The 19,399-nt window shown below is 38.7% G+C and carries 14 protein-coding genes; 9 read left to right on the top strand and 5 right to left on the bottom strand.

The features are described from left to right. Positions 1-264: 264 nt before the first annotated feature. Together VLB74_RS05840 and gldJ are read right to left on the bottom strand one after the other, a co-directional pair. Entirely contained in the window at positions 265-1,548 is a 1,284-nt protein-coding gene (locus VLB74_RS05840; RefSeq protein WP_325202519.1) for a UDP-N-acetylmuramoyl-tripeptide--D-alanyl-D-alanine ligase, read from the bottom strand. Between the two features lie 71 nt (positions 1,549-1,619). Next, positions 1,620-3,332 (bottom strand): gliding motility lipoprotein GldJ, encoded by a 1,713-nt coding sequence (gene gldJ, locus VLB74_RS05835; RefSeq protein WP_325202518.1) that lies wholly within the window; start codon positions 3,330-3,332, stop codon positions 1,620-1,622. Between the two features lie 212 nt (positions 3,333-3,544). Between gldJ and porU the strand changes: the two genes are divergently transcribed. From porU to cdd, 3 genes are all read left to right on the top strand, one after another. Next, positions 3,545-7,402, top strand: a complete 3,858-nt coding sequence (porU, locus tag VLB74_RS05830) for a type IX secretion system sortase PorU (protein ID WP_325202517.1) — start codon at positions 3,545-3,547, stop codon at positions 7,400-7,402. Between the two features lie 38 nt (positions 7,403-7,440). Continuing rightward, on the top strand, positions 7,441-8,616 hold the full coding sequence (gene porV, locus VLB74_RS05825; protein ID WP_325202516.1) for a type IX secretion system outer membrane channel protein PorV: 1,176 nt from the start codon (positions 7,441-7,443) through the stop codon (positions 8,614-8,616). A gap of 73 nt (positions 8,617-8,689) precedes the next feature. After that, entirely contained in the window at positions 8,690-9,172 is a 483-nt protein-coding gene (gene cdd / locus VLB74_RS05820; protein WP_325202515.1) for a cytidine deaminase, read from the top strand. A gap of 3 nt (positions 9,173-9,175) precedes the next feature. Here the strand turns inward: cdd and VLB74_RS05815 are convergent, their stop codons facing one another. The 3 genes from VLB74_RS05815 to VLB74_RS05805 all read right to left on the bottom strand — a co-directional run bounded on the left by VLB74_RS05815 (position 9,176) and on the right by VLB74_RS05805 (position 11,275). Further along, on the bottom strand, positions 9,176-9,433 hold the full coding sequence (locus VLB74_RS05815) for a hypothetical protein (protein WP_325202514.1): 258 nt from the start codon (positions 9,431-9,433) through the stop codon (positions 9,176-9,178). Between the two features lie 184 nt (positions 9,434-9,617). Beyond that, positions 9,618-10,781 (bottom strand): DUF4221 family protein, encoded by a 1,164-nt coding sequence (locus VLB74_RS05810; protein WP_325202513.1) that lies wholly within the window; start codon positions 10,779-10,781, stop codon positions 9,618-9,620. A gap of 44 nt (positions 10,782-10,825) precedes the next feature. Then, entirely contained in the window at positions 10,826-11,275 is a 450-nt protein-coding gene (locus VLB74_RS05805; RefSeq protein WP_325202512.1) for a hypothetical protein, read from the bottom strand. Between the two features lie 180 nt (positions 11,276-11,455). Here VLB74_RS05805 and pdhA point away from each other — a divergent pair, with 180 nt between their 5' ends. The 6 genes from pdhA to VLB74_RS05775 form a co-directional block, all read left to right on the top strand. Then, positions 11,456-12,454, top strand: a complete 999-nt coding sequence (pdhA, locus tag VLB74_RS05800; RefSeq protein WP_325202511.1) for a pyruvate dehydrogenase (acetyl-transferring) E1 component subunit alpha — start codon at positions 11,456-11,458, stop codon at positions 12,452-12,454. Between the two features lie 6 nt (positions 12,455-12,460). Continuing rightward, positions 12,461-14,071: a 2-oxo acid dehydrogenase subunit E2 gene (locus VLB74_RS05795; RefSeq protein WP_325202510.1), complete on the top strand. Its 1,611-nt coding sequence runs from the start codon at positions 12,461-12,463 to the stop codon at positions 14,069-14,071. A gap of 145 nt (positions 14,072-14,216) precedes the next feature. Beyond that, positions 14,217-14,894: an SDR family NAD(P)-dependent oxidoreductase gene (locus tag VLB74_RS05790; protein WP_325202509.1), complete on the top strand. Its 678-nt coding sequence runs from the start codon at positions 14,217-14,219 to the stop codon at positions 14,892-14,894. Then, entirely contained in the window at positions 14,895-15,494 is a 600-nt protein-coding gene (locus VLB74_RS05785; RefSeq protein WP_325202508.1) for a SprT-like domain-containing protein, read from the top strand. Positions 15,495-15,545: 51 nt separating this feature from the next. Continuing rightward, the gene (locus tag VLB74_RS05780) at positions 15,546-16,610 is read left to right on the top strand and encodes a mannose-1-phosphate guanylyltransferase (RefSeq protein WP_325202507.1); all 1,065 of its coding nucleotides are present in this window, start codon (positions 15,546-15,548) and stop codon (positions 16,608-16,610) included. A gap of 27 nt (positions 16,611-16,637) precedes the next feature. Next, on the top strand, positions 16,638-19,399 hold a 2,762-nt coding region (locus VLB74_RS05775; RefSeq protein ID WP_325202506.1), incomplete at its 3' end, for a hypothetical protein.

Raw genomic sequence — 19,399 nt, 5'->3', positions numbered from 1 at the left:
TCAGAGCACCTCGTTTACACCGAGGGGGTCGGGGGTTCGAACCCCTCATCGCCCACAAAACAAAAGCACTTCACTCGAAGTGCTTTTTTATTTCCTCAATTTTTATTTATCTTAATTACATTCCATTTCTTTTATGCTGTCATAAATCTGTTGGATCCGACATGTTCTTTTGTTTTTTTTCTCTTGTCTAAATAAAATATGCAGGAGAATTTAGGTGATTATGCTATTGTAATGAAAAAAGCCGCTGTTAAGCGGCTTTTCAGATTATAAGATTTCTAAAGTTCTCTCCAAGGCCATGCCCCTAGATCCTTTAATTAGTATGGTTTTCTCTGCCGGCTTCTTGTTTTGGAAAGCCATTGCGAAAGTGTCGTAAGTGTCATAGAAATGAAGATGACTGCTTTCGATTTTATTTGCAAAAAAATCTTTTCCGACGAAATAAGTTTCAATTTGGGTTTGATTTAGGAGTAAATCAATAACTTTTTTATGCTCGTCGATACTTTCTTTTCCCAATTCAAACATGTCTCCCAAGATAGCAATTTTGCTACTTCCTTCTAATTGGATGAAGTTTTCAATAGCGGCTGCCATACTGCTGGGATTTGCATTATAAGCATCCAAAATAACGTGATTGCTGTTTTTCTCTATTAATTGTGAACGGTTGTTTGAAGGAATATAATTTTCAACGGCCTCTTTAATATCGGAATCTGGGACATTGAAGTATTTTCCGATGGCAATAGCAGCGTTAATGTTGTTCGCATTGTAGATGCCAATAAGATGTGAGTTTATTTCCTGATTGTTGAAAGAAATTTTCACCATAGGATTGGCAGAAACCGAATCAATTTTAACGTCAGCTTTTTCGGATTGAGAAAAAGTGCTTCGAGTTAGGGAAGCTGTTTTTTCTTTTTGGATCGCATCGTCTAAATTGACAAAAACTGTTTTCTGGTGTTTTTCCAAGTATTGATAAAGTTCGCTTTTTCCTTTGATTACTCCTTCTACACCTCCGAAGCCTTCCAGATGCGCTTTACCAAAATTAGTTATGTAGCCATAATTGGGTTCGGCAATCTCACAAAGCATTTCGATTTCCTTTTGATGATTGGCACCCATCTCCACAATACCGATATCGGTATTTTCATTAAAGGAGAGTAGGGTTAAAGGCACCCCGATGTGATTGTTTAAATTTCCAACCGTTGCTTTAGTGATGTATTTTTTTGATAGTACTGTGTTGATCAGTTCCTTGGTTGTGGTTTTGCCGTTGCTCCCGGTTAATGCTATTATGGGTAAGCCTAATTCCTGACGGTGGTAGGTTGCTAAATCCTGTAAAGCCTTTAAGCTGTCAGGGACTAATAGCATTTTATCTTCGTCAGTGAAAAATTTTTTGTTATCAATTATGGCAAAGGCAGCTCCGTTATTCAGGGCTTGTTGGGCAAATTCGTTTGCATCGAAATTATCACCTTTCAGGGCTACAAATAAACAGTCGGGTGTAATTTTTCGGGTATCAGTGCACACTCCGGTGCTTTGTAAAAAGCATTGGTAGATGTCTTCTATTCTCATGTGAAAGATGTATAAAATAATAAAAGCCCTAAGTTAGGGCTTTTATTATAATTGTATGAAAATTTTAAAGATTAACCTCTTGGTTTTTTCTTATTGTCTTTTGGACCTACTTTAGACATTGCACAACGGAAACCGATGTAGTCAGTAGCCATATCTTGTGGGTAATATCTTCTTGAAGCAGGGTCTAACCAGTAAGCTCTGTCTCTCCAAGATCCACCTTTGTAAATTCTTGCGTCATCATTTACAAGTGTAGTTCTTTTCGAAGATTTGTCATACTGTCTTTTCATTGATCCTAAACTGTCAACAGAAATCTGGTGTTTAGGTGAATCGTACATTCTTTTGCTGTCAGCACCTTTTTTATCTCCGGCACTTTCGTCAGTATCTGCGAATTTGAAATAACGAGTTGATTGTTTGTCACCATCTCTGTAATTTCTGTTGTCAGAAGTAGAGAAGTTATAACGTAAATAGGTTTCGTTTTCGTCAACTGGTACCTGTGCAATCTGACCAGGGAAATTTCTAGCCATTACTTTACCATTGCTTAAAGTGTCATATTTAACGCTTTCTGGTGTAACCATTTCAACTTTTCCGTCTTCACCGATTTTGTTTTTGGTGTAAACGTTACCTCTGAAGTAGTTGAAGTCATTCGCTTCATCGTCAACAATTGGACGATAAACGTCTTGTACCCATTCAGCTACGTTACCAGCCATGTCATATAATCCAAAGTCATTCGGAGCATAAGATTTAACTTTGTTGGTGATATCAGCACCGTCATCAGACCATCCTGCAATTCCTCCGTAATCTCCTTTTCCTTGTTTGAAGTTGGCTAATTGATCACCTCTTTGAGATCTTTTTCCATTACGAGTATACTGTCCGTTCCAAGGGTATTTCTTTTTACCTTTGTAGATGTTGTACTCTCTGATTCCGTTTAATGAAGTTGCGGCATATTCCCATTCAGCTTCGGTCGGTAGTCTGTACTCTGGTAAGATAAGACCAGAAGATCTTTGAGCAAATACGTTTTTAGGCTCAATTGTTTTACCGTCTTTAGTTGTTTTAGGTTTTGCAGCTTTACCTTTTTTAGCTCCTCTTCCGCGGTATACGATATCCTCGCTACCACCACGCGCAGTTGACGGGCTAGCTAAATAAGCTTCAGTACTGAAAGTGTTTGTGGCATCAACCTCGTTCACTTTAGCATCTTTTTTCAAATATTGCTCTCTTTCAAGGATAGCCTCATTCACACGGTCAGTTCTCCATTTGCTGAATTCAGTAGCCTGGATCCAGTTAACACCAACTACAGGATAGCTTCCGTAAGCAGGATGTCTCAAATAGTTGTTTGTCATCGTTTCGTTATAACCTAAACGATTTCTCCAAACTAGAGTATCAGGTAAAGCACCCGTGTAAATGTTTTTGTAATTTTCGTCTTCTGGAGGGAAAACTGTTTTTAACCAAAACAAGTATTCAGCATACATCATGTTGGTTACCTCGTTTTCATCCATGTAGAATGACTGTACGTGTTGTTGGTTAGGTGTGTTGTTCCAGTCGTGCATCACGTCATCTTCAACTTTACCCATTGTGAAGGTTCCTCCCTCAATGGCGACCATTCCCGGAGGCGTTTCTTGCTTTTTGAACTTGTCGTTGTACTGAAAACCACCTTTCTTATCGTTGATTTTCCATCCAGTTGCTTGAGAACCCCCTTTGGACGACCCTTTTTTACTACAACTAGTAAAAGATACTGCCAGCGCTAGCGCAGCAAACATCTGTAAAGTCATAATTCTTCTAATTTTCATACTTCAATGTAGGTAATAAATTTAGTGCCGCAATATAGTAATTAACCATTAAACAGCAACACCTTTTTTATAAATTATTAAAAAAAATACAAATTCAGGTTAAACACCAATCTGATAACGCTTTCCAACAATATATATTGTGTAAAATTAGCTATTAATGAAAATATTTTTTCTATTTGTAATAACTTTAGAAATAAAACGTTTTCGATATAATGAAAAAGTGCCTGCTTCTTATACTGCTGATGGTTCCTTTTATTTGTTTTAGTCAACAAAAAGGGGGCGTGGTTGTCGAATGGAAATCCGCGACGAATTATTATATTGATTCGATTCCATTTCTGATTCCTCAATTCAATGTGGAAAACATGGAATTTAATTCCGTTGAAAAAAAGCTTACTTTCCGAAAGCGAATCCCCGTTTCTTCTGTTGTGGATGAAAATTCTTTAGTAGTTTCGGATGTGGTTTACGAATCTATTGCAAAGGAAGATTTAAAGGATCTGTCTTATGCGAAACTGTCTTCAAAACTTAACGCGGGCATTGATTATGTTGTTGGTCGTGATGATCAAAGCGTACTGCTTTCGTTTTCTCCTATTATAAAAGAAGGTGGTGTTGTTAAAAAAGTAAAGTCGTTTTCCTATTCTTTTTCTTTTTCGGCTGTTTTGGAAAAATCAAATACAAAAAGAAACCCTATTGTTAATTCTGCTTTTGCCTCCGGGGATTGGTATCGTTTTTATATAGAGAAGTCGGGTGTCTATAAATTGTCGAAAAGCTTTTTGCAGCAATTGGGTTTTAATGCGAATGTGGATCCCAGAAGAATTAAAATCTATGGAAATGGAGGCAGGATGGTGCCATTGCTAAATTCTGTGCCTTATCCGATGGATCCTGAAGAGAATGCGATTCAGGTAATCGGGGAAGATGACGGGTCCTTTGATAATGATGATTATGTGATTTTTTATGCGGAAGGTGTAGATGTTTGGAATAACGATAGTGATACAAGTATTAATTTATACGATTCCAAATCCTATTATTATGTTACGTCCCAAGGAGGTAATGGGAAGAGGATAAATCTGAATGTTCAGCCTGTTGCGGCTTCTGATATGGTTTTTACCGATTTTGATGATTATAAATATTATGAGGTAGACAAAACCAACGTAGGGCGATTGGGAAGAAAATGGGTTGGGGATAATTTCAATATCGAAAATATTCAGTCTTTCGATTTTAGTTTTCCTAACATCGTAACTACGGCTCCGGTTAAAATCGGTATTAATGCCGTCTCATCTTCTTTTGCGAATAGTGCATTTAAGGTAAAGGCAAATGGACAGGATCTGGCAACCATGCCTTTTACTGCCTTAAACCCTCAGTTTCATTTTGCAGCTAAAGAGAGGGTTTTTGAAGGAACATTTACTTCCTCTTCTCCCAATGTTTCTGTTGAAATGGAATATGATAATGGTGGAGTGCCTTCTGCAAACGGTTATTTGGATAATATCAGATTGATAGCCAAAAGGAAATTGCAAGGGTATGGTCAGCAGTTTTTGTTTCAAAATGATTTGGCCGGAACTAATATAGGTGTGGGAGAATATCAGTTAACAAGTGCAGCGGCAATTTCTCAAATCTGGGATGTGACGGATATATATAATGTTACTACAATTCAGAATTCAGGCCAGTCAAATTTTTCTTTTAAAGCAACTCTAGGGGAAGTAAGGCGATATGTGGCGGTAGATTTTAATAATTTATATACGCCTTCAAGTCAGTCGAATGGAAGGATAGCAAATCAGAATTTGAAAGGGACTATTTTTAATAATGCCCAAGGAGTTCCGGCGGATATTGATTACCTTATAGTGACACCTTCGTCGCTAATGTCCCAAGCGGAACGATTGGCTGATTTTCATCGCAATTATTCTAATTTGAATATAAAAGTGGTGGATCTGTCATCAATTTATCAGGAGTTTTCTTCCGGTAAGCAGGATATTGGAGCCATTCGAAATTTTATCAAATACATCTATACCAGTTATCCGACTTATCCGGCTCCAGCAGGAAAAATCAAGTATGTAAACCTTTTTGGAGACGCTTCGTTTGATTATAAAAACAGGATTTTCGGAAATACTAATGTGGTTCCGGTCTTCGAGATGTTATGGCATGTAACTCCGGCTATGGGTGAATGGACGGAGAATTTTTCTCCTCAGCGAGCTTTTATGTCGGATGATTTTTATGTGCTGATGGATGACGATGAGGGAACGATGATTACACCTAAAGGTCCTGATATCGCGGTTGGACGTATGCTGGTTAATTCGCCTGACCAGGCCAATGAAATGGTCAACAAAGTAATCGAATACCACGATGAGAAATCCTTCGGGAGATGGCGAAACCGTTATGTGATCATTTCAGATGATGCTGAAAATACAACTGATGCCACGTTGCAACAAAATTTGGACAATCTGGCGGAGCAACTTTACAGTCAAAAGCAATTCATGAATGTCAAGAAGATTCATTCCGACTCTTATGTGCAGGTTACGGCAGCTGGCGGTGAACGTTATCCGGGGGTTAATGCAGATATTGTCAGTGAAATAGAAAGTGGCGGATTGGTTTTTAATTATTTCGGACACGGGTTTGAGGAAGGTTTGGCTCAAGAGCGAATTTTCGATAAGGCGATGGCGCAAAACCTGAAAAACCGATTCAGATATCCGTTGTTTGTTACCATTACATGTGAATTTACTCGTTTTGATAATCCATACAGGCCTACAGCGGGGGAATACATGTATTGGAACAAGGCCGGGGGTGCCGTCTCGTTGGTTACCACAACCAGGGAAATAGGGATTACTTCAGGAGAAATTTTGAATGCGGTTATGAATTCCAAATTGTTTGCATTCGGATCTAATAATTATGTTTCTATTGCCGAGGCGCTTCGTCAGACAAAAAATCAGGTAGATGTAGGTCCTGATAATAATGTTGTTTTCTATGTTGGTGATCCGGCCCTGAAATTAGCGATCCCAAGGCCAAAGGTAAGGCTGACTAAAATCAACGATGTGCCGATCACGCAGCCGACAGATACGTTAGAGGCTTTGAGTTATGTAAAGATGGCAGGTGAAGTTGTGGATGAATTCGATAATTTACAATCGGATTATAACGGTGATCTTGCGATTCAGATATTTGACAAGGATATTAACAGAAGTACGTTGGGGAATGATGGTTTGCCTGCTATGGATTTCAGAACATTGGGGGAAACTGTTTTTAGGGGAAATGCTTCTGTGACCAATGGTCTGTTCGAATTCGGATTTATTGTGCCAAGGGATATCAGAATTCCCGTAGGAACCGGAAGGGTGAGTTTTTATGCAAAAAACAACGAGCCTTTGGGAGACAATACCGGTTACGATTTAACTGTTAAGGTGGGCGGAATTAATGAAAATGCAGTGGCTGATAATTTACCGCCTAGAATTCGATTGTATATGAATGATGAATCGTTTGTTTCGGGTGGGATTACCAATGCTTCTCCTATATTTTTGGCTTATCTTGAAGATGAAAATGGAATCAATACCGCTAGTGGAATAGGTCACGATATCGTGGCGATTCTGGATGGTAATGAGAATAATCCTTATATTCTGAATGATTATTATGAAACGCAGCCCAATGATTATACTAAAGGTAAAGTGCGTTATCCGTTCAGGAATTTAGCAAAAGGCCTGCATACGCTAACGCTGAAAGTATGGGATGTGTACAATAATTTTGCTACCGCAGATATTCAGTTTATTGTGATGGGTGATGAGGGTGTCGAGCTGTCCAATGTGTTGAACTACCCGAATCCGTTTGTGAGTTATACGGAGTTTTGGTTTTCTCATAACCGCCCATTTGAATCGCTTGATGTTCAGGTTCAGATTATGACAATTACCGGAAAAGTAGTTAAAACAATCAATCAGTCGGTAACCACAGAGGGTTTTTTGAGTCGTAGTATCAAATGGGACGGGAAAGATGATTTCGGAGATAAAATTGGGAAAGGTGTCTATGTTTATAAGCTTACCGTAAAATCATTAAGTTCTAATAAAACTGCGGAAAAGATAGAGAAACTTGTAATACTTTAAGAAAATAGTATATTTGTTGAATAAATTCTTGTAAAAAAATGAAAAAAATAGCCATAGTATCCTTGTTTCTGCTTGTTGTTCAGTTTGTTAAGGGGCAGGAAAATGTGATTACGACAGGAGTTCCTTTTTTATTGATTGCGGCGGATGCTCGCGCAGCGGGTGTAGCTGATATGGGAGCGGCAACTTCAGCCGATGTTTTTTCGCAACAGTATAATCCTTCTAAATTTGCTTTTATACCTAATAAATACGGATTTTCTGTAAGTTATACGCCGTACCTGACAAGTATTGCAAATGATATTTCATTAGGTCAGGTTACTTTTTATAATCGTTTTAATGAGCGAAGTGCTTTTGCAACAAGTTTGCGTTATTTTGGATTAGGTGACATAGAATTAAGAGAAACCGGAGATCCTAATGAAATTCCAAGAACGGTTAGTCCGAATGAATTGGCTTTTGATCTTTCGTATGCATTGAAATTGAGTGATCAGTTTTCCATGGGAGTAGCGGGCCGTTATATCCGTTCCAATTTAAAAATTCCTGATGGGACTACTGATGCTTCTGCTGCCAATTCATTTGCAGTGGATGTTTCCGGGTTTTATCAGTCGGAAGAATTTGCAATGAGCGATTTCAATGCCAGATACCGCATCGGATTGAACCTTCAGAATATGGGGCCTAAAATTTCCTATGATGGTGATATCGAAAGAAGTTCCAATTTTCTTCCTGCGAATTTCAAATTAGGAGGTAGTTTCGATTTTATTTTAGATGAATATAATAAAGTTACAGCTTTAGGGGAGATAAATAAACTGATGGTTCCAACACCACAAGAAGTAGGAGACGAAGATGGTGATGGTGATATCGATAATACGGATTATGGTTTAGCTAACGAAGAATATCGACAAATCGGTTGGTTTGAAGGAATGTTTAAATCGTTTGGCGATGCTCCGGGAGGATTTAGCGAAGAAATGAAAGAAATCGCATGGGCATTAGGAGCAGAATACTGGTATCAGGAATCCTTTGCTTTCAGAACGGGATATTTTCATGAAAGTCCTGATAAAGGGGCGAGACAGTATGCAACTATCGGTGCCGGATTTAAATATAATACAATAAAAATAGATGTTTCTTATCTGTTCTCTACATCAACAGTGAAAAATCCGTTGGAAAACACATTGCGTTTCTCTCTTTCGTTCAGTTTCGGAGATACCTATGATGAATATTAGTAGAAAAGAATAATAAATGAATAATCCAAACTTGTAATGAGTTTGGATTTTTTGTCTGTAATAATTTGATCAAATGAAAAATATTAGCGTTACGTCTTCTTTTACTGTTTTTGATTCTGTTGATGAACTAGCATCAGAGGTGAAGGATTTGATGGTCCAAGCTGTAGCTGTGCGTAAAAAAGCGTATGCGCCTTATTCTAAATTCAGAGTAGGTGCGGCAATTTTATTGGATAACGGAAAAGTGGTTTTGGGTTCCAATCAGGAAAATGCAGCATATCCCTCCGGTTTGTGCGCTGAACGGGTTGCTATTTTTCACGCTGGTGCAATTTATCCTGAAGCTAAAATTTTAAAAATGGTGATTTCGGCCACAGCCGACAGTAAAGAGACTACCGAACCTATTCCTCCATGCGGGGCGTGTCGCCAATCCATGGCTGAATATGAAATCCGTCAGGAAGTGCCGATTGAGATCTATTTTATGGGGGCTGTCGGTAAAGTGTTTAAGTCAGATTCGCTGAAAAATTTGCTGCCACTGATGTTTGACAAAAACTTTTTGTAACCGTTATTGGGTGAGTAGCTTTTTTTCGATGTAAGTAAGTTGTGCCTCCAGATTTTTTGCTTCTAAAGCTATAATCGTGTCAATTTTTTTGTTTTCAATCAGGATAAAACCCGAATTCGCAAGGAAGCCCTTTTTTTCTAGAATATTGGAATAATCATATACAATGTTGTTTTTGTTTATCAAATCTAAATAGCCGATGTCGAATTGTGACCCGGTTGCTCCGATGATGAATAAGGCGTCGTCGTTGATTTTACTCTTCAAAAACTTGGAGTAATTTTTATTGCACGAAATACACCCACCTTCATTTAGGACGATTATTTTTTGAAACTCATTTTTCACCTTAAAACTGTCTTTTAAAATGGCTTGTAAGATTTCATCTTTGGAGGGCTTTTTTTTATCGGAGCATGATGAAAATCCAACAATTATGAAAAGTAGGAGCGTTATTTTAATTATTGATTTTGAAGAGTTCATATCGTGCGATTTTAGGATTATAGTTTTTGTTTTCTTTTACATTTTTTGAAATTAGTAAGCCTTCTTTGCATACCATAAGATCGAAGAAATTATGTTTTCCGGATTGAAAAACCAGCTCGTTTAGTTGTTTCCATTTGTTGTTGTAAATGAGAACGGAAAAAGGACGGTTGAGTTTCTTTTTTTCAGGCTCCTTCTTGTCGTCTATTTTATGTGGAACTGTTACGAAATATAGTTTTCGGAATTTGTCATAAACGACATTGGCAATCACACCACCGTAATGAGCAATATTGTTTGTATGTGATTGATGATCTATGATCTCTTTGTCACAATTATATCCGCGCTCTCCAATGGAGGTGTGTTTAGATTTTATTTTAATTTTAGTCTTCAATTTGTAAGAAGGTAATTCATAATTGTATAATGTGTCACAATGAATAGAATAAACGAATAAATCATTGTTGTTTGTGAAATACAAAGGAAGAATCATGTGTGCAATTTCACTGTTTTTTTCAAATTGTTTGTTAAAACCTTTAATCCTGTATTTGCAAGAAGCATAATTGTTGAAAATGTTTTTGAGTTCTAAAAAAGAATATGAGTTGTTGTATCGGTTATAAAAATATTTTTGATAGTCTTTGTCTTTTTCTGGTTCTACATCATTGCTATTGCTTCTCCAAGCAGAAAAAAGAAGTAGGTTTTCCCCGTTAAACGAGTTGTCGGCGCTGGACGAAAACTCATATTCGTTGATTTTGTCTGGAACAATAGTGTTGAGATTCAGTTGTTTTAAAACGTTTCCTGTTTCGTTGATCAGCCATACACGGTTGTTGTAACGCCCTAAAATAACAATACTATCTAATGATTTTATGATGCACCGATCTATTTCTTCACCATTTCTCGTGATTTCATTTAATGGGATTTCCTTTTTCAGTTTTCCGTTTAAGGTAAAAAAGGAAAGCTTGCTTTTGGTGTAATAATCTGCAAAAGCGAGATATTCAAACTTGTTTTTGTCATGAAAAATAGTTCTGTCACTAAAAGGCGTACCTATATTAAAAGAAATTTCCTTTACGGAAGTTAAAGTTGGTGCTTGTTTTGAGCAGCTTATAAAGAGAATGCCGCATAAAAAGGAGTAGAGAATTTTTTGCATATTATAAAAAAAATAGAGGCGGTTTTTTGTTCCGCCTCATTGAATTATTTTACATCTATTGGGTAAACATCAGTAATTATGTTTGCATTGTCCTTGAAGACAAGATAATTTATCATCAAGTCAGTATCTTTTTTGATTTCTAGAAAAGATGTTTCATTAATAACGGAATCAACTATTGCTGGTTCTATTATCTCTGTCAATGTTGTTTTCTCGTTGTTGAAAATCTCAAGAATGTTAGCATCTTCTTTAAAAAGTTCGTTAAATACGTTTTGCTGTTGTTGTGTAAGTGACCAAATTATAAGATCAGGAAGACAATTGCCTGAAGTTCCTGCGCATCCAAATTTGTATCCAAAGTCGTAATATTCTCTCATCCTTACTGGCTTGTCAGTTATGGATGTAGAATTGTTTGTTTTTTGGTTTTGAAGTTGTCCTTCTTCTTTTTCACAACTTGTCAATGCAAGAATTGCAAATGAACAAATTAAAATTTTTTTCATAATCTGTATTAATTTTTTATAAGTTAATACTTGCGAAAAAAAAAAAAAAAAAATTGACGTGTGCAAGTTTTTCTTATGAAATTAGAGAATAAAATAAATGACTTTAAATTTTCACATCTTAAAGGGATGTGTTATTTTTGCCCTTCGCAAAATTGTGTAATAAAGCTTAAAGGAGCAACGATGAAACCAATTACAAAAGAAGTTTACCTTAAATGGTACGAAGACATGCAGTTCTGGAGAAAGTTCGAAGACAAACTCGCTGCATTATACATTCAACAGAAAGTTCGTGGTTTTTTGCATTTATATAACGGACAAGAGGCTGTATTAGCAGGTGCTTTACATGCCATGGACTTATCTAAAGACAAAATGATTACCGCTTACCGTAACCACGTTCAGCCAATAGGAATGGGAACTGATCCCAAACGAGTTATGGCAGAATTGTTAGGGAAAGTTACAGGGACATCAAACGGAATGGGAGGATCAATGCACATTTTCGATAAAGAACACGGTTTTTACGGTGGTCACGGTATCGTTGGTGCACAAATTCCAGTAGGTGCCGGAATTGCTTTTGCTGACAAGTATTTTGGAACGGGTGGTGTTACGTTGACTTATTTCGGTGACGGAGCAGCTCGTCAGGGATCTCTTCACGAAGCTTTCAACATGGCGATGTTATGGAAACTTCCGGTTGTTTTCATCGTTGAAAATAACGGTTATGCAATGGGTACTTCTGTTGAAAGAACAGCAAACCATACCGATATCTGGAAATTAGGTTTAGGATATGAAATGCCATGCGGACCTGTAGATGCCATGAACCCAATCAAAGTTGCGGAAGCAATGCACGAAGCAATCGAAAGAGCGCGTCGCGGAGACGGACCAACTTTCCTGGAAATGAAAACATACAGATACAGAGGTCATTCTATGTCGGATGCACAACATTACAGAACCAAAGAAGAGGTGGATGAGTACAGAAAAATCGACCCGATTACCCAGATTCTGGATATCATCAAAGAAAATAAATATGCAACAGAAGCAGAAATCGAAATCATAGACCAAAGAGTAAAAGATTTGGTGGATGAATGCGAAAAATTTGCAGAAGAATCTCCTTTCCCAGAGGTAAATCAGTTGTATGATGTTGTTTATGAGCAGGAAAATTATCCATTTATACCACATAAATTATAATCGATTATGGCAGTAGTAATTACAATGCCGCGTTTGAGCGACACCATGACCGAAGGCGTTGTGGCAACATGGTTGAAAAAAGTTGGGGACGTTGTTAAAGAAGGCGATATTCTTGCCGAAATTGAAACGGACAAAGCGACAATGGAGTTCGAATCGTTTAACGCAGGAACACTTTTACATATTGGAATTCAGGAAGGGGAATCTGCTCCGGTGGATGCTCTTTTAGCAATTATCGGTGCTCCGGGTGAAGATATTTCTGCTTTATTGAGCGGAGGTGCTCCGGCTCCTAAAACCGAATCTGCGCCAGTAGCTGAAACTAAAGCGGAAGCTCCTAAAGCTGCTGCAGCACTTCCTGCAGGTGTGAAAGTGGTAACCATGCCGCGTTTAAGCGATACCATGACTGACGGAACGGTTGCGACTTGGTTGAAAAAAGTTGGCGATGACGTTAAAGAAGGTGATATCCTTGCAGAAATTGAAACAGATAAAGCAACGATGGAATTTGAATCGTTCAATTCCGGAACGCTTTTATATATTGGCGTTAACGAAGGGCAAACAGCTCCGGTTGACAGCATTTTAGCAATTATCGGACCTGCGGGGACAGATGTTAGCGGTGTCGTAGCCGGTTTCAAATCGGGAGGTTCCTCGGAAGCTCCTGCTGCTGAAAAAACAGCTGAAGTGAAAACTGAAGCTGCTGCTCCGGTTCAAAATACCAATACGGGTGGACGCGTTTTTGCTTCTCCATTGGCTAAAAAGATTGCTCAGGATAAAGGAATTGACCTGTCTCAAGTGAAAGGTTCCGGTGAAAACGGAAGAATCGTGAAAAGCGATGTGGAAGGATTTACCCCTCAAGCTGCAGCTTCTAGTGCAGTTGTCACTTCGAGCGGAGTCGAGAAGTCTCAAGCTCCTGCTGTTAAACCGTTTGTTCCAGCTGGTGAGAAATTCCAGGAGGAAATCAAAAATTCGCAAATGCGTAAAACGATTGCGCGTCGTTTGGCAGAATCGAAATTCACAGCGCCACATTACTACTTAACTATTGAAGTAGCAATGGATGAGGCAATGAAATCGAGAGCGGTTATCAATACGGTTCCTGATACTAAAGTGTCTTTTAATGATATGGTTGTGAAAGCCTGCGCAATGGCATTGAAAAAACATCCGCAAGTAAATTCGCAATGGAGAGAAGATGCAATGATCATCAATCACCATGTGAACGTTGGAGTGGCTGTTGCTGTTGAAGACGGTTTAGTTGTTCCTGTTCTGAACTTTACAGATCAAATGAGTTTGACTCAAATCGGTGCTAACGTGAAAGATTTGGCCGGAAAAGCGAAAAACAAAAAACTGACGCCTGCAGAAATGGAAGGAAGTACATTTACGGTTTCCAACTTGGGTATGTTTGGTATTCAGTCATTCACGTCAATCATCAACCAGCCGAATTCAGCTATTTTGTCTGTTGGGGCTATCGAAGAAAAACCAGTGGTAAGAGACGGACAAATTGTCGTGGGCAACACTATGACAATTACTTTGGCTTGTGATCACAGAACGGTTGATGGTGCAACAGGAGCACAGTTCCTGCAAACATTAAGACAATATTTAGAAAACCCGGTAACAATGTTGGCATAAGCCCATTGTTCATAATAAATTAAGTCCCGTTTTGAACTTCAGAACGGGATTTTTAGTATTTTAGTTTTGGGAATCAGGCATTTGTAATCTTAATTGATTCTTGAGCAATTGAAAATCCCACAGACCAATAAAAGATAGAATTCCTATGAAAAATGTGATCATTACGGGGACTTCCCGCGGAATAGGACGTGAATTGGCTTTGCAGTTTGCGGCTGCCGGTTATCGGGTATTGTCGATCTCAAGAAAAATTGCACCGGAATTACTCGGAAATCAAAACATAACCTGTTTAAGTGTTGATTTGGCATTAGAGGAGGATTTGAATCAGGTAACCCGATTTATTGCGTCCGACTGGAAGCAGGTGGATATTGTTATTCATAATGCCGGATCTCTTTTGTCGAAGTCTTTCGGTAAAATTTCGGCTGAAGAATTTGAAAACGTATACAAAGTGAATGTTTTCGGAGTAGCTAATTTAACCCGAATCTGTCTTCCCTTTTTTCCTAAAGGAAGTCATGTGGTAACGATAAGTTCCATGGGGGGAATCCAGGGGAGTATGAAGTTTCCAGGTCTTTCGGCTTACAGTTCCAGTAAAGGGGCTGTAATTACACTGTCGGAAGTATTGGCCGAAGAATACAAAGAAAACGGAATCGCGTTCAATGTATTGGCTTTGGGAGCGGTTCAGACGGAAATGTTGCAAGAAGCCTTTCCCGGGTATGAAGCGCCGATAACGGCAAAAGAAATGGCGGATTACATTTTTAACTTCGCACTTACCGGAAATAAATATTACAATGGAAAAGTGTTGCAGGTATCTTCAACCACTCCGTAAATGAAATCAGTTTTAGAAAAGTACATTCCGGAACATTCTGTTGATACTGTTTTTGAGCTTATCAAGTCAAATCAAGTGCATTTGAAAATCGTGAATGAGCGCGTTACCCGACATGGCGATTACAGAAGACATCCCGATGGTTTCCATCAGATTACCGTTAATGCGAGTTTAAATAAATACCGTTTTCTGATTACACTGATTCATGAAATAGCGCATTTGGTGGCTTTCGAAAAATACGGAAGAAACATCAAACCGCATGGAGACGAATGGAAATTGACGTTCCAACGTCTGATGGTGCCGTTTATTCGTCCGGAAATTTTTCCGAATCAATTGCTGCCTTTGTTGGCGAGGCATTTCAGAAATCCGAAAGCAAGCAGTGATACCGATGCGACCTTGTCTTTAGCCTTGAAACAATTCGATCCGGTAAACGATAAAAATTATATCTTTGAGATTCCATACGGAAGTGTGTTTCGCATCCACAATGGTAAAATATTTAAAAAAGTAGCACTTCGTACGAAACGGTATGAGTGTGTCGAAGTAAATTCTGGAAGAATCTACCTTTTTAACCCTAATGCCGAGGTTGAATTACTTCCAAATTAAAATAAAAGCCTTAGCAACTTAGTAACTCAGTTACTCCGCAACTTTAAAAAAATGAATAAGAATTATTATGCAATAGTAATGGCAGGCGGGGTAGGTTCCCGATTTTGGCCTGTAAGTACAACTGAATTTCCAAAACAGTTCCATGATATGTTGGGAACCGGTGAAACGCTGATTCAAAAAACGTTCAGCCGTTTGTCTCAATTAATTCCGAAAGAGAATATTTTAATTCTTACCAACGAAGTTTACAACGATCTTATTTTGGAACAGTTGCCGTCTGTAAAGCAAGAACAGATTGTGCTTGAACCGGCGATGCGAAATACCGCCCCTTGTATTTTATATGCTTCACTTAAGATAAAGAAACAGAATCCAAATGCAGTTATGGTCGTGGCACCAAGTGATCACTGGATTGAGGATGAATTGCAGTTTATTGCCAATCTTCAACGTGCTTTTGATTTCTGTGAACGTGAAGATAAGCTGATGACCCTTGGAATTTTGCCTACGTTTCCAAATACCGGTTACGGTTATATCGAGTATGATAAATTGGATTCACGTCCTATAAAAAAAGTAGTTCAGTTCCGCGAAAAACCGGATTATGCTACGGCGCGAAAGTTCATTCAGAGTCGAAATTTCCTTTGGAACGCTGGTATATTCGTGTGGAGCGTAGAATCGGTTTTAAAAGCTTACGAGCATTTTAATCCGGTTATGTATTCACAATTTATGGATGGGTTTGAAACCCTGAATACAGAAAATGAAAAGTTGTTCATAAAACAGAATTACCCGAAGACTGAAAACATTTCTGTAGATTATGCCATCCTGGAGAAGGCGCAGAATGTATATGTTTTACCGGCAACATTCGACTGGAATGATTTAGGTACTTGGGGGTCTTTATATGACAAACTTCCAAAAGATGAACAGGAAAATGCTGTTGTTAACGCAACCGTCATATTGGAAAACGCATCTAACAATATAATTCGTACAGAAGGTAAAAAGCTTGTTGTTATTGATGGGCTTCAGGATTTTATTATCGTGGATAAAGACGATGTGTTGTTGATTTATCCGAAAGGGAAGGAGCAGGAGATTAAGAGGATAACGGCAATGGCAAATGAATTGAAGTAAGTTGTTAATTATTCTTCCCAAATTTCTATGAAAAATACCTTTTTGATTGTTCTCCTTTTTTTTATTTCCAGTGCTTCGTTCGGGCAATTATCAAATTTTTCGCTGCAAGTTACGGCTTCAGATGAAACATGTACCGGCAACGGAACTTTGTTTTTTTCGGTTTCCAATACGACTCCGGGCGCTGCTATTGGTTATAACATCTATAGACTTCCTGATGTCACTACCCCGATAGCAGTAACATCGGCCAATAGTCTTACCGGACTCGTGGCAGGGAATTATAGGGTGGTTGCTATTCAGTCGTTGGGAGCGGAGTCAAACTCGCAACAACAGGATATTGCAATTGTAAATCGAATTAATTCGTTACAATATAATCTATCCTTTCAGAATGTCTTATGCGGTAACGATGGTAAGATTATTGTAAATGTAACCCAAGGTAATCCCGTTAATTATGAAATTATCTCGGGACCTATGACCTTTCCGCCGCAGGCTTCAAATGTGTTTACGGGATTGACCATCGGAATATATCAGGTTCGGGTTTTTGATACTTGCGGTGATGGTATCGTTCAGGATGTGACAATATCGCGCCCGTCCATCCCTAATATTGTTTTCGAGGGAATAGGTGCCAGTGATTTTACTTGTAATACGATAGAGATAGGGATTGCTATTGCAAGCGGAACTCCCGATCTTCAAAACATAATTGCGTATCCGCTTACGGTGGAATGTACCGTTCATCCTCCGTCAGGACCGGACATCATTGTTAGTCAAAATGTCGCAAACGGGAATTTGCTTTTGAGTAACATAGTGCTTCAAATTCCTTTTTACTATGATCAGTTTTATACGCACGATGTGAAGATTACGGATGCCTGTGGAAATGTCTACCGCCTAAATGGCAATGAAATTGATATTCATTTAGGGTTACTGGTAAATGAAATGATGGTTGGATGCGTTAAGAAACTTAAGGTTGCCCCTTCAGGTTTTGTAGCGCCTTTTACTGTAACTTTTGTGTCTGCCCCTGCAGGATTTAACCCCGTACAGTTCAATAGCGACCATCCGGGACCATTTGATGAAACAACCTATTATTCGAATCCGACGACAGCCTATCCGCAAGGAACCTATACCGTTAGGATTACAGATGCTTGTGGCAGAACAATAACAGCCAGTTACACAACTGGCGAAGTTCCTTTGGGTTTTTCAGTATTTGAAGCTGTTTCCGGTTGCCGAAAAAAAATCGTGATAGAAACAGGTTCAGGGCTTGGAATCAATTTCACTGTTGAATTTTTATCGGCCCCTGCAGGATTTAATCCGATAGTATTTAATGCAGCACATCCTGGTCCATTTGGTGGTTTAGCAGAATATTTTAATCCGTCGATTGATTATCCGGAAGGCACTTATGTAATTAAGATTACCGATGAATGCGGCAGAACGGCTACACAGACACTAAATACGGTTCCAATTGTAGTTTTACCCGTATCTTCGATCTTTTTACAGGGATGTGAACCAAGGCAGGGATCTGTAATGTTGCGAATAAATGAGTTTTTTCAAAATGTTTATATTGATGCGGCTCCGGCAGGATTCGGACAAACCCTTCCATATGATGTAAGTCAGAATATACATGTTGTTGATCCCAAATATTTTTCGATGAATTCGCTCCCGGCCGGGAATTATACCTTCAGAACGATCGATACATGTAATAGGACACGATCAGTGACAGTCACAATTGTTGGTCTTCAGATTTACTCGGATCAGGTAACTGTCACAGAACACTGCAGTTCTTTCGATGTTTATCTGAATTGTTCCTCAAATGCTGCTCCGAACAATTTTTGGCTTCAGAAGTATGATTTTCAAAATAACCGATGGGTACATCCGCAAACGGGCTATTTTGACCCAGCAGGCCCTAATCCCTTAAGTGCATTGTTGTTAAGTAATAATATGAATAATGCCAACTTAAGCTTTATGGGAAGGTTTAGGGTTGTTCATACCTTTGAGGTGTTTGGAAATGGAATCGAAGCAAATTTTGTGTGTGAAAGAACAATTCGTGAATTTGACTACCAAAACACGCCTAAAATTGATAATATTTACAGCTATTCCTGTTCGACGAATTCATTTGATGTGATTATTGCAGCCGTTGGGGCCGACCCGTTGCAGTACAGAATCACGACTAAAGACGGATTGCCTTTTGTGGTTAACAATAACAATTCGCCGTTGTTTAGCGGCTTGCAGCCCGGCGTTTATAATTTTCAGATTCAGGATGCCTGTGGCAATATACTGAACAGGTTGTATGACATCAGTTCTCCATTGAGTTTTACAATTACCGCCAATAATTTATGCAACGGACATACGGGAACCTTAAGTGTGCCTAATTTTCCGTTTCTGACCTATGAATGGTGGAAGGATAATAATACCTCTACGATTTTAAGTACTTCAAATGTTCTGACATTCGCCAATTTTAATCTGGCTACCGATTCCGGAATTTATCACGTAAGAATCACTAATCCTGGGAACCCTAATTCCTGTATGAATATCGTGCTTGATTTTAGCGTTTCAGATCAGCTGAATAATCCTCAAGCAGGAACAGGAAGCAACGCGAATCTTTGTGGTCCGCAAGGCAATCTTAACCTGTTTAGTTTCTTGAGTGGAACCTATGATGATTTTGGTAGCTGGAGTGAAATTTCTGCAAGCGGAATGTTGATTAACCATATCTGGAATGCTTCTGGAATTACGGCAGGAACCTATACTTTCAGTTACCGTGTTGATGGGTTGTGTGGCAATTACGATGAAGCGATCGTTCA

The organism is Flavobacterium sp., from assembly GCF_035456225.1.
Lineage (GTDB): Bacteria > Bacteroidota > Bacteroidia > Flavobacteriales > Flavobacteriaceae > Flavobacterium.
This window is presented reverse-complemented; position numbering and strand designations above follow the sequence as displayed.

Coding starts and splice junctions, on each gene's coding strand:
- VLB74_RS05840 (WP_325202519.1), bottom strand. CDS start 1,548: ATGAGAATAGAAGACATCTACCAATGCTTTTTACAAAGCACCGGAGTG.
- gldJ (WP_325202518.1), bottom strand. CDS start 3,332: ATGAAAATTAGAAGAATTATGACTTTACAGATGTTTGCTGCGCTAGCG.
- porU (WP_325202517.1), top strand. CDS start 3,545: ATGAAAAAGTGCCTGCTTCTTATACTGCTGATGGTTCCTTTTATTTGT.
- porV (WP_325202516.1), top strand. CDS start 7,441: ATGAAAAAAATAGCCATAGTATCCTTGTTTCTGCTTGTTGTTCAGTTT.
- cdd (WP_325202515.1), top strand. CDS start 8,690: ATGAAAAATATTAGCGTTACGTCTTCTTTTACTGTTTTTGATTCTGTT.
- VLB74_RS05810 (WP_325202513.1), bottom strand. CDS start 10,781: ATGCAAAAAATTCTCTACTCCTTTTTATGCGGCATTCTCTTTATAAGC.
- VLB74_RS05805 (WP_325202512.1), bottom strand. CDS start 11,275: ATGAAAAAAATTTTAATTTGTTCATTTGCAATTCTTGCATTGACAAGT.
- pdhA (WP_325202511.1), top strand. CDS start 11,456: ATGAAACCAATTACAAAAGAAGTTTACCTTAAATGGTACGAAGACATG.
- VLB74_RS05795 (WP_325202510.1), top strand. CDS start 12,461: ATGGCAGTAGTAATTACAATGCCGCGTTTGAGCGACACCATGACCGAA.
- VLB74_RS05790 (WP_325202509.1), top strand. CDS start 14,217: ATGAAAAATGTGATCATTACGGGGACTTCCCGCGGAATAGGACGTGAA.
- VLB74_RS05785 (WP_325202508.1), top strand. CDS start 14,895: ATGAAATCAGTTTTAGAAAAGTACATTCCGGAACATTCTGTTGATACT.
- VLB74_RS05780 (WP_325202507.1), top strand. CDS start 15,546: ATGAATAAGAATTATTATGCAATAGTAATGGCAGGCGGGGTAGGTTCC.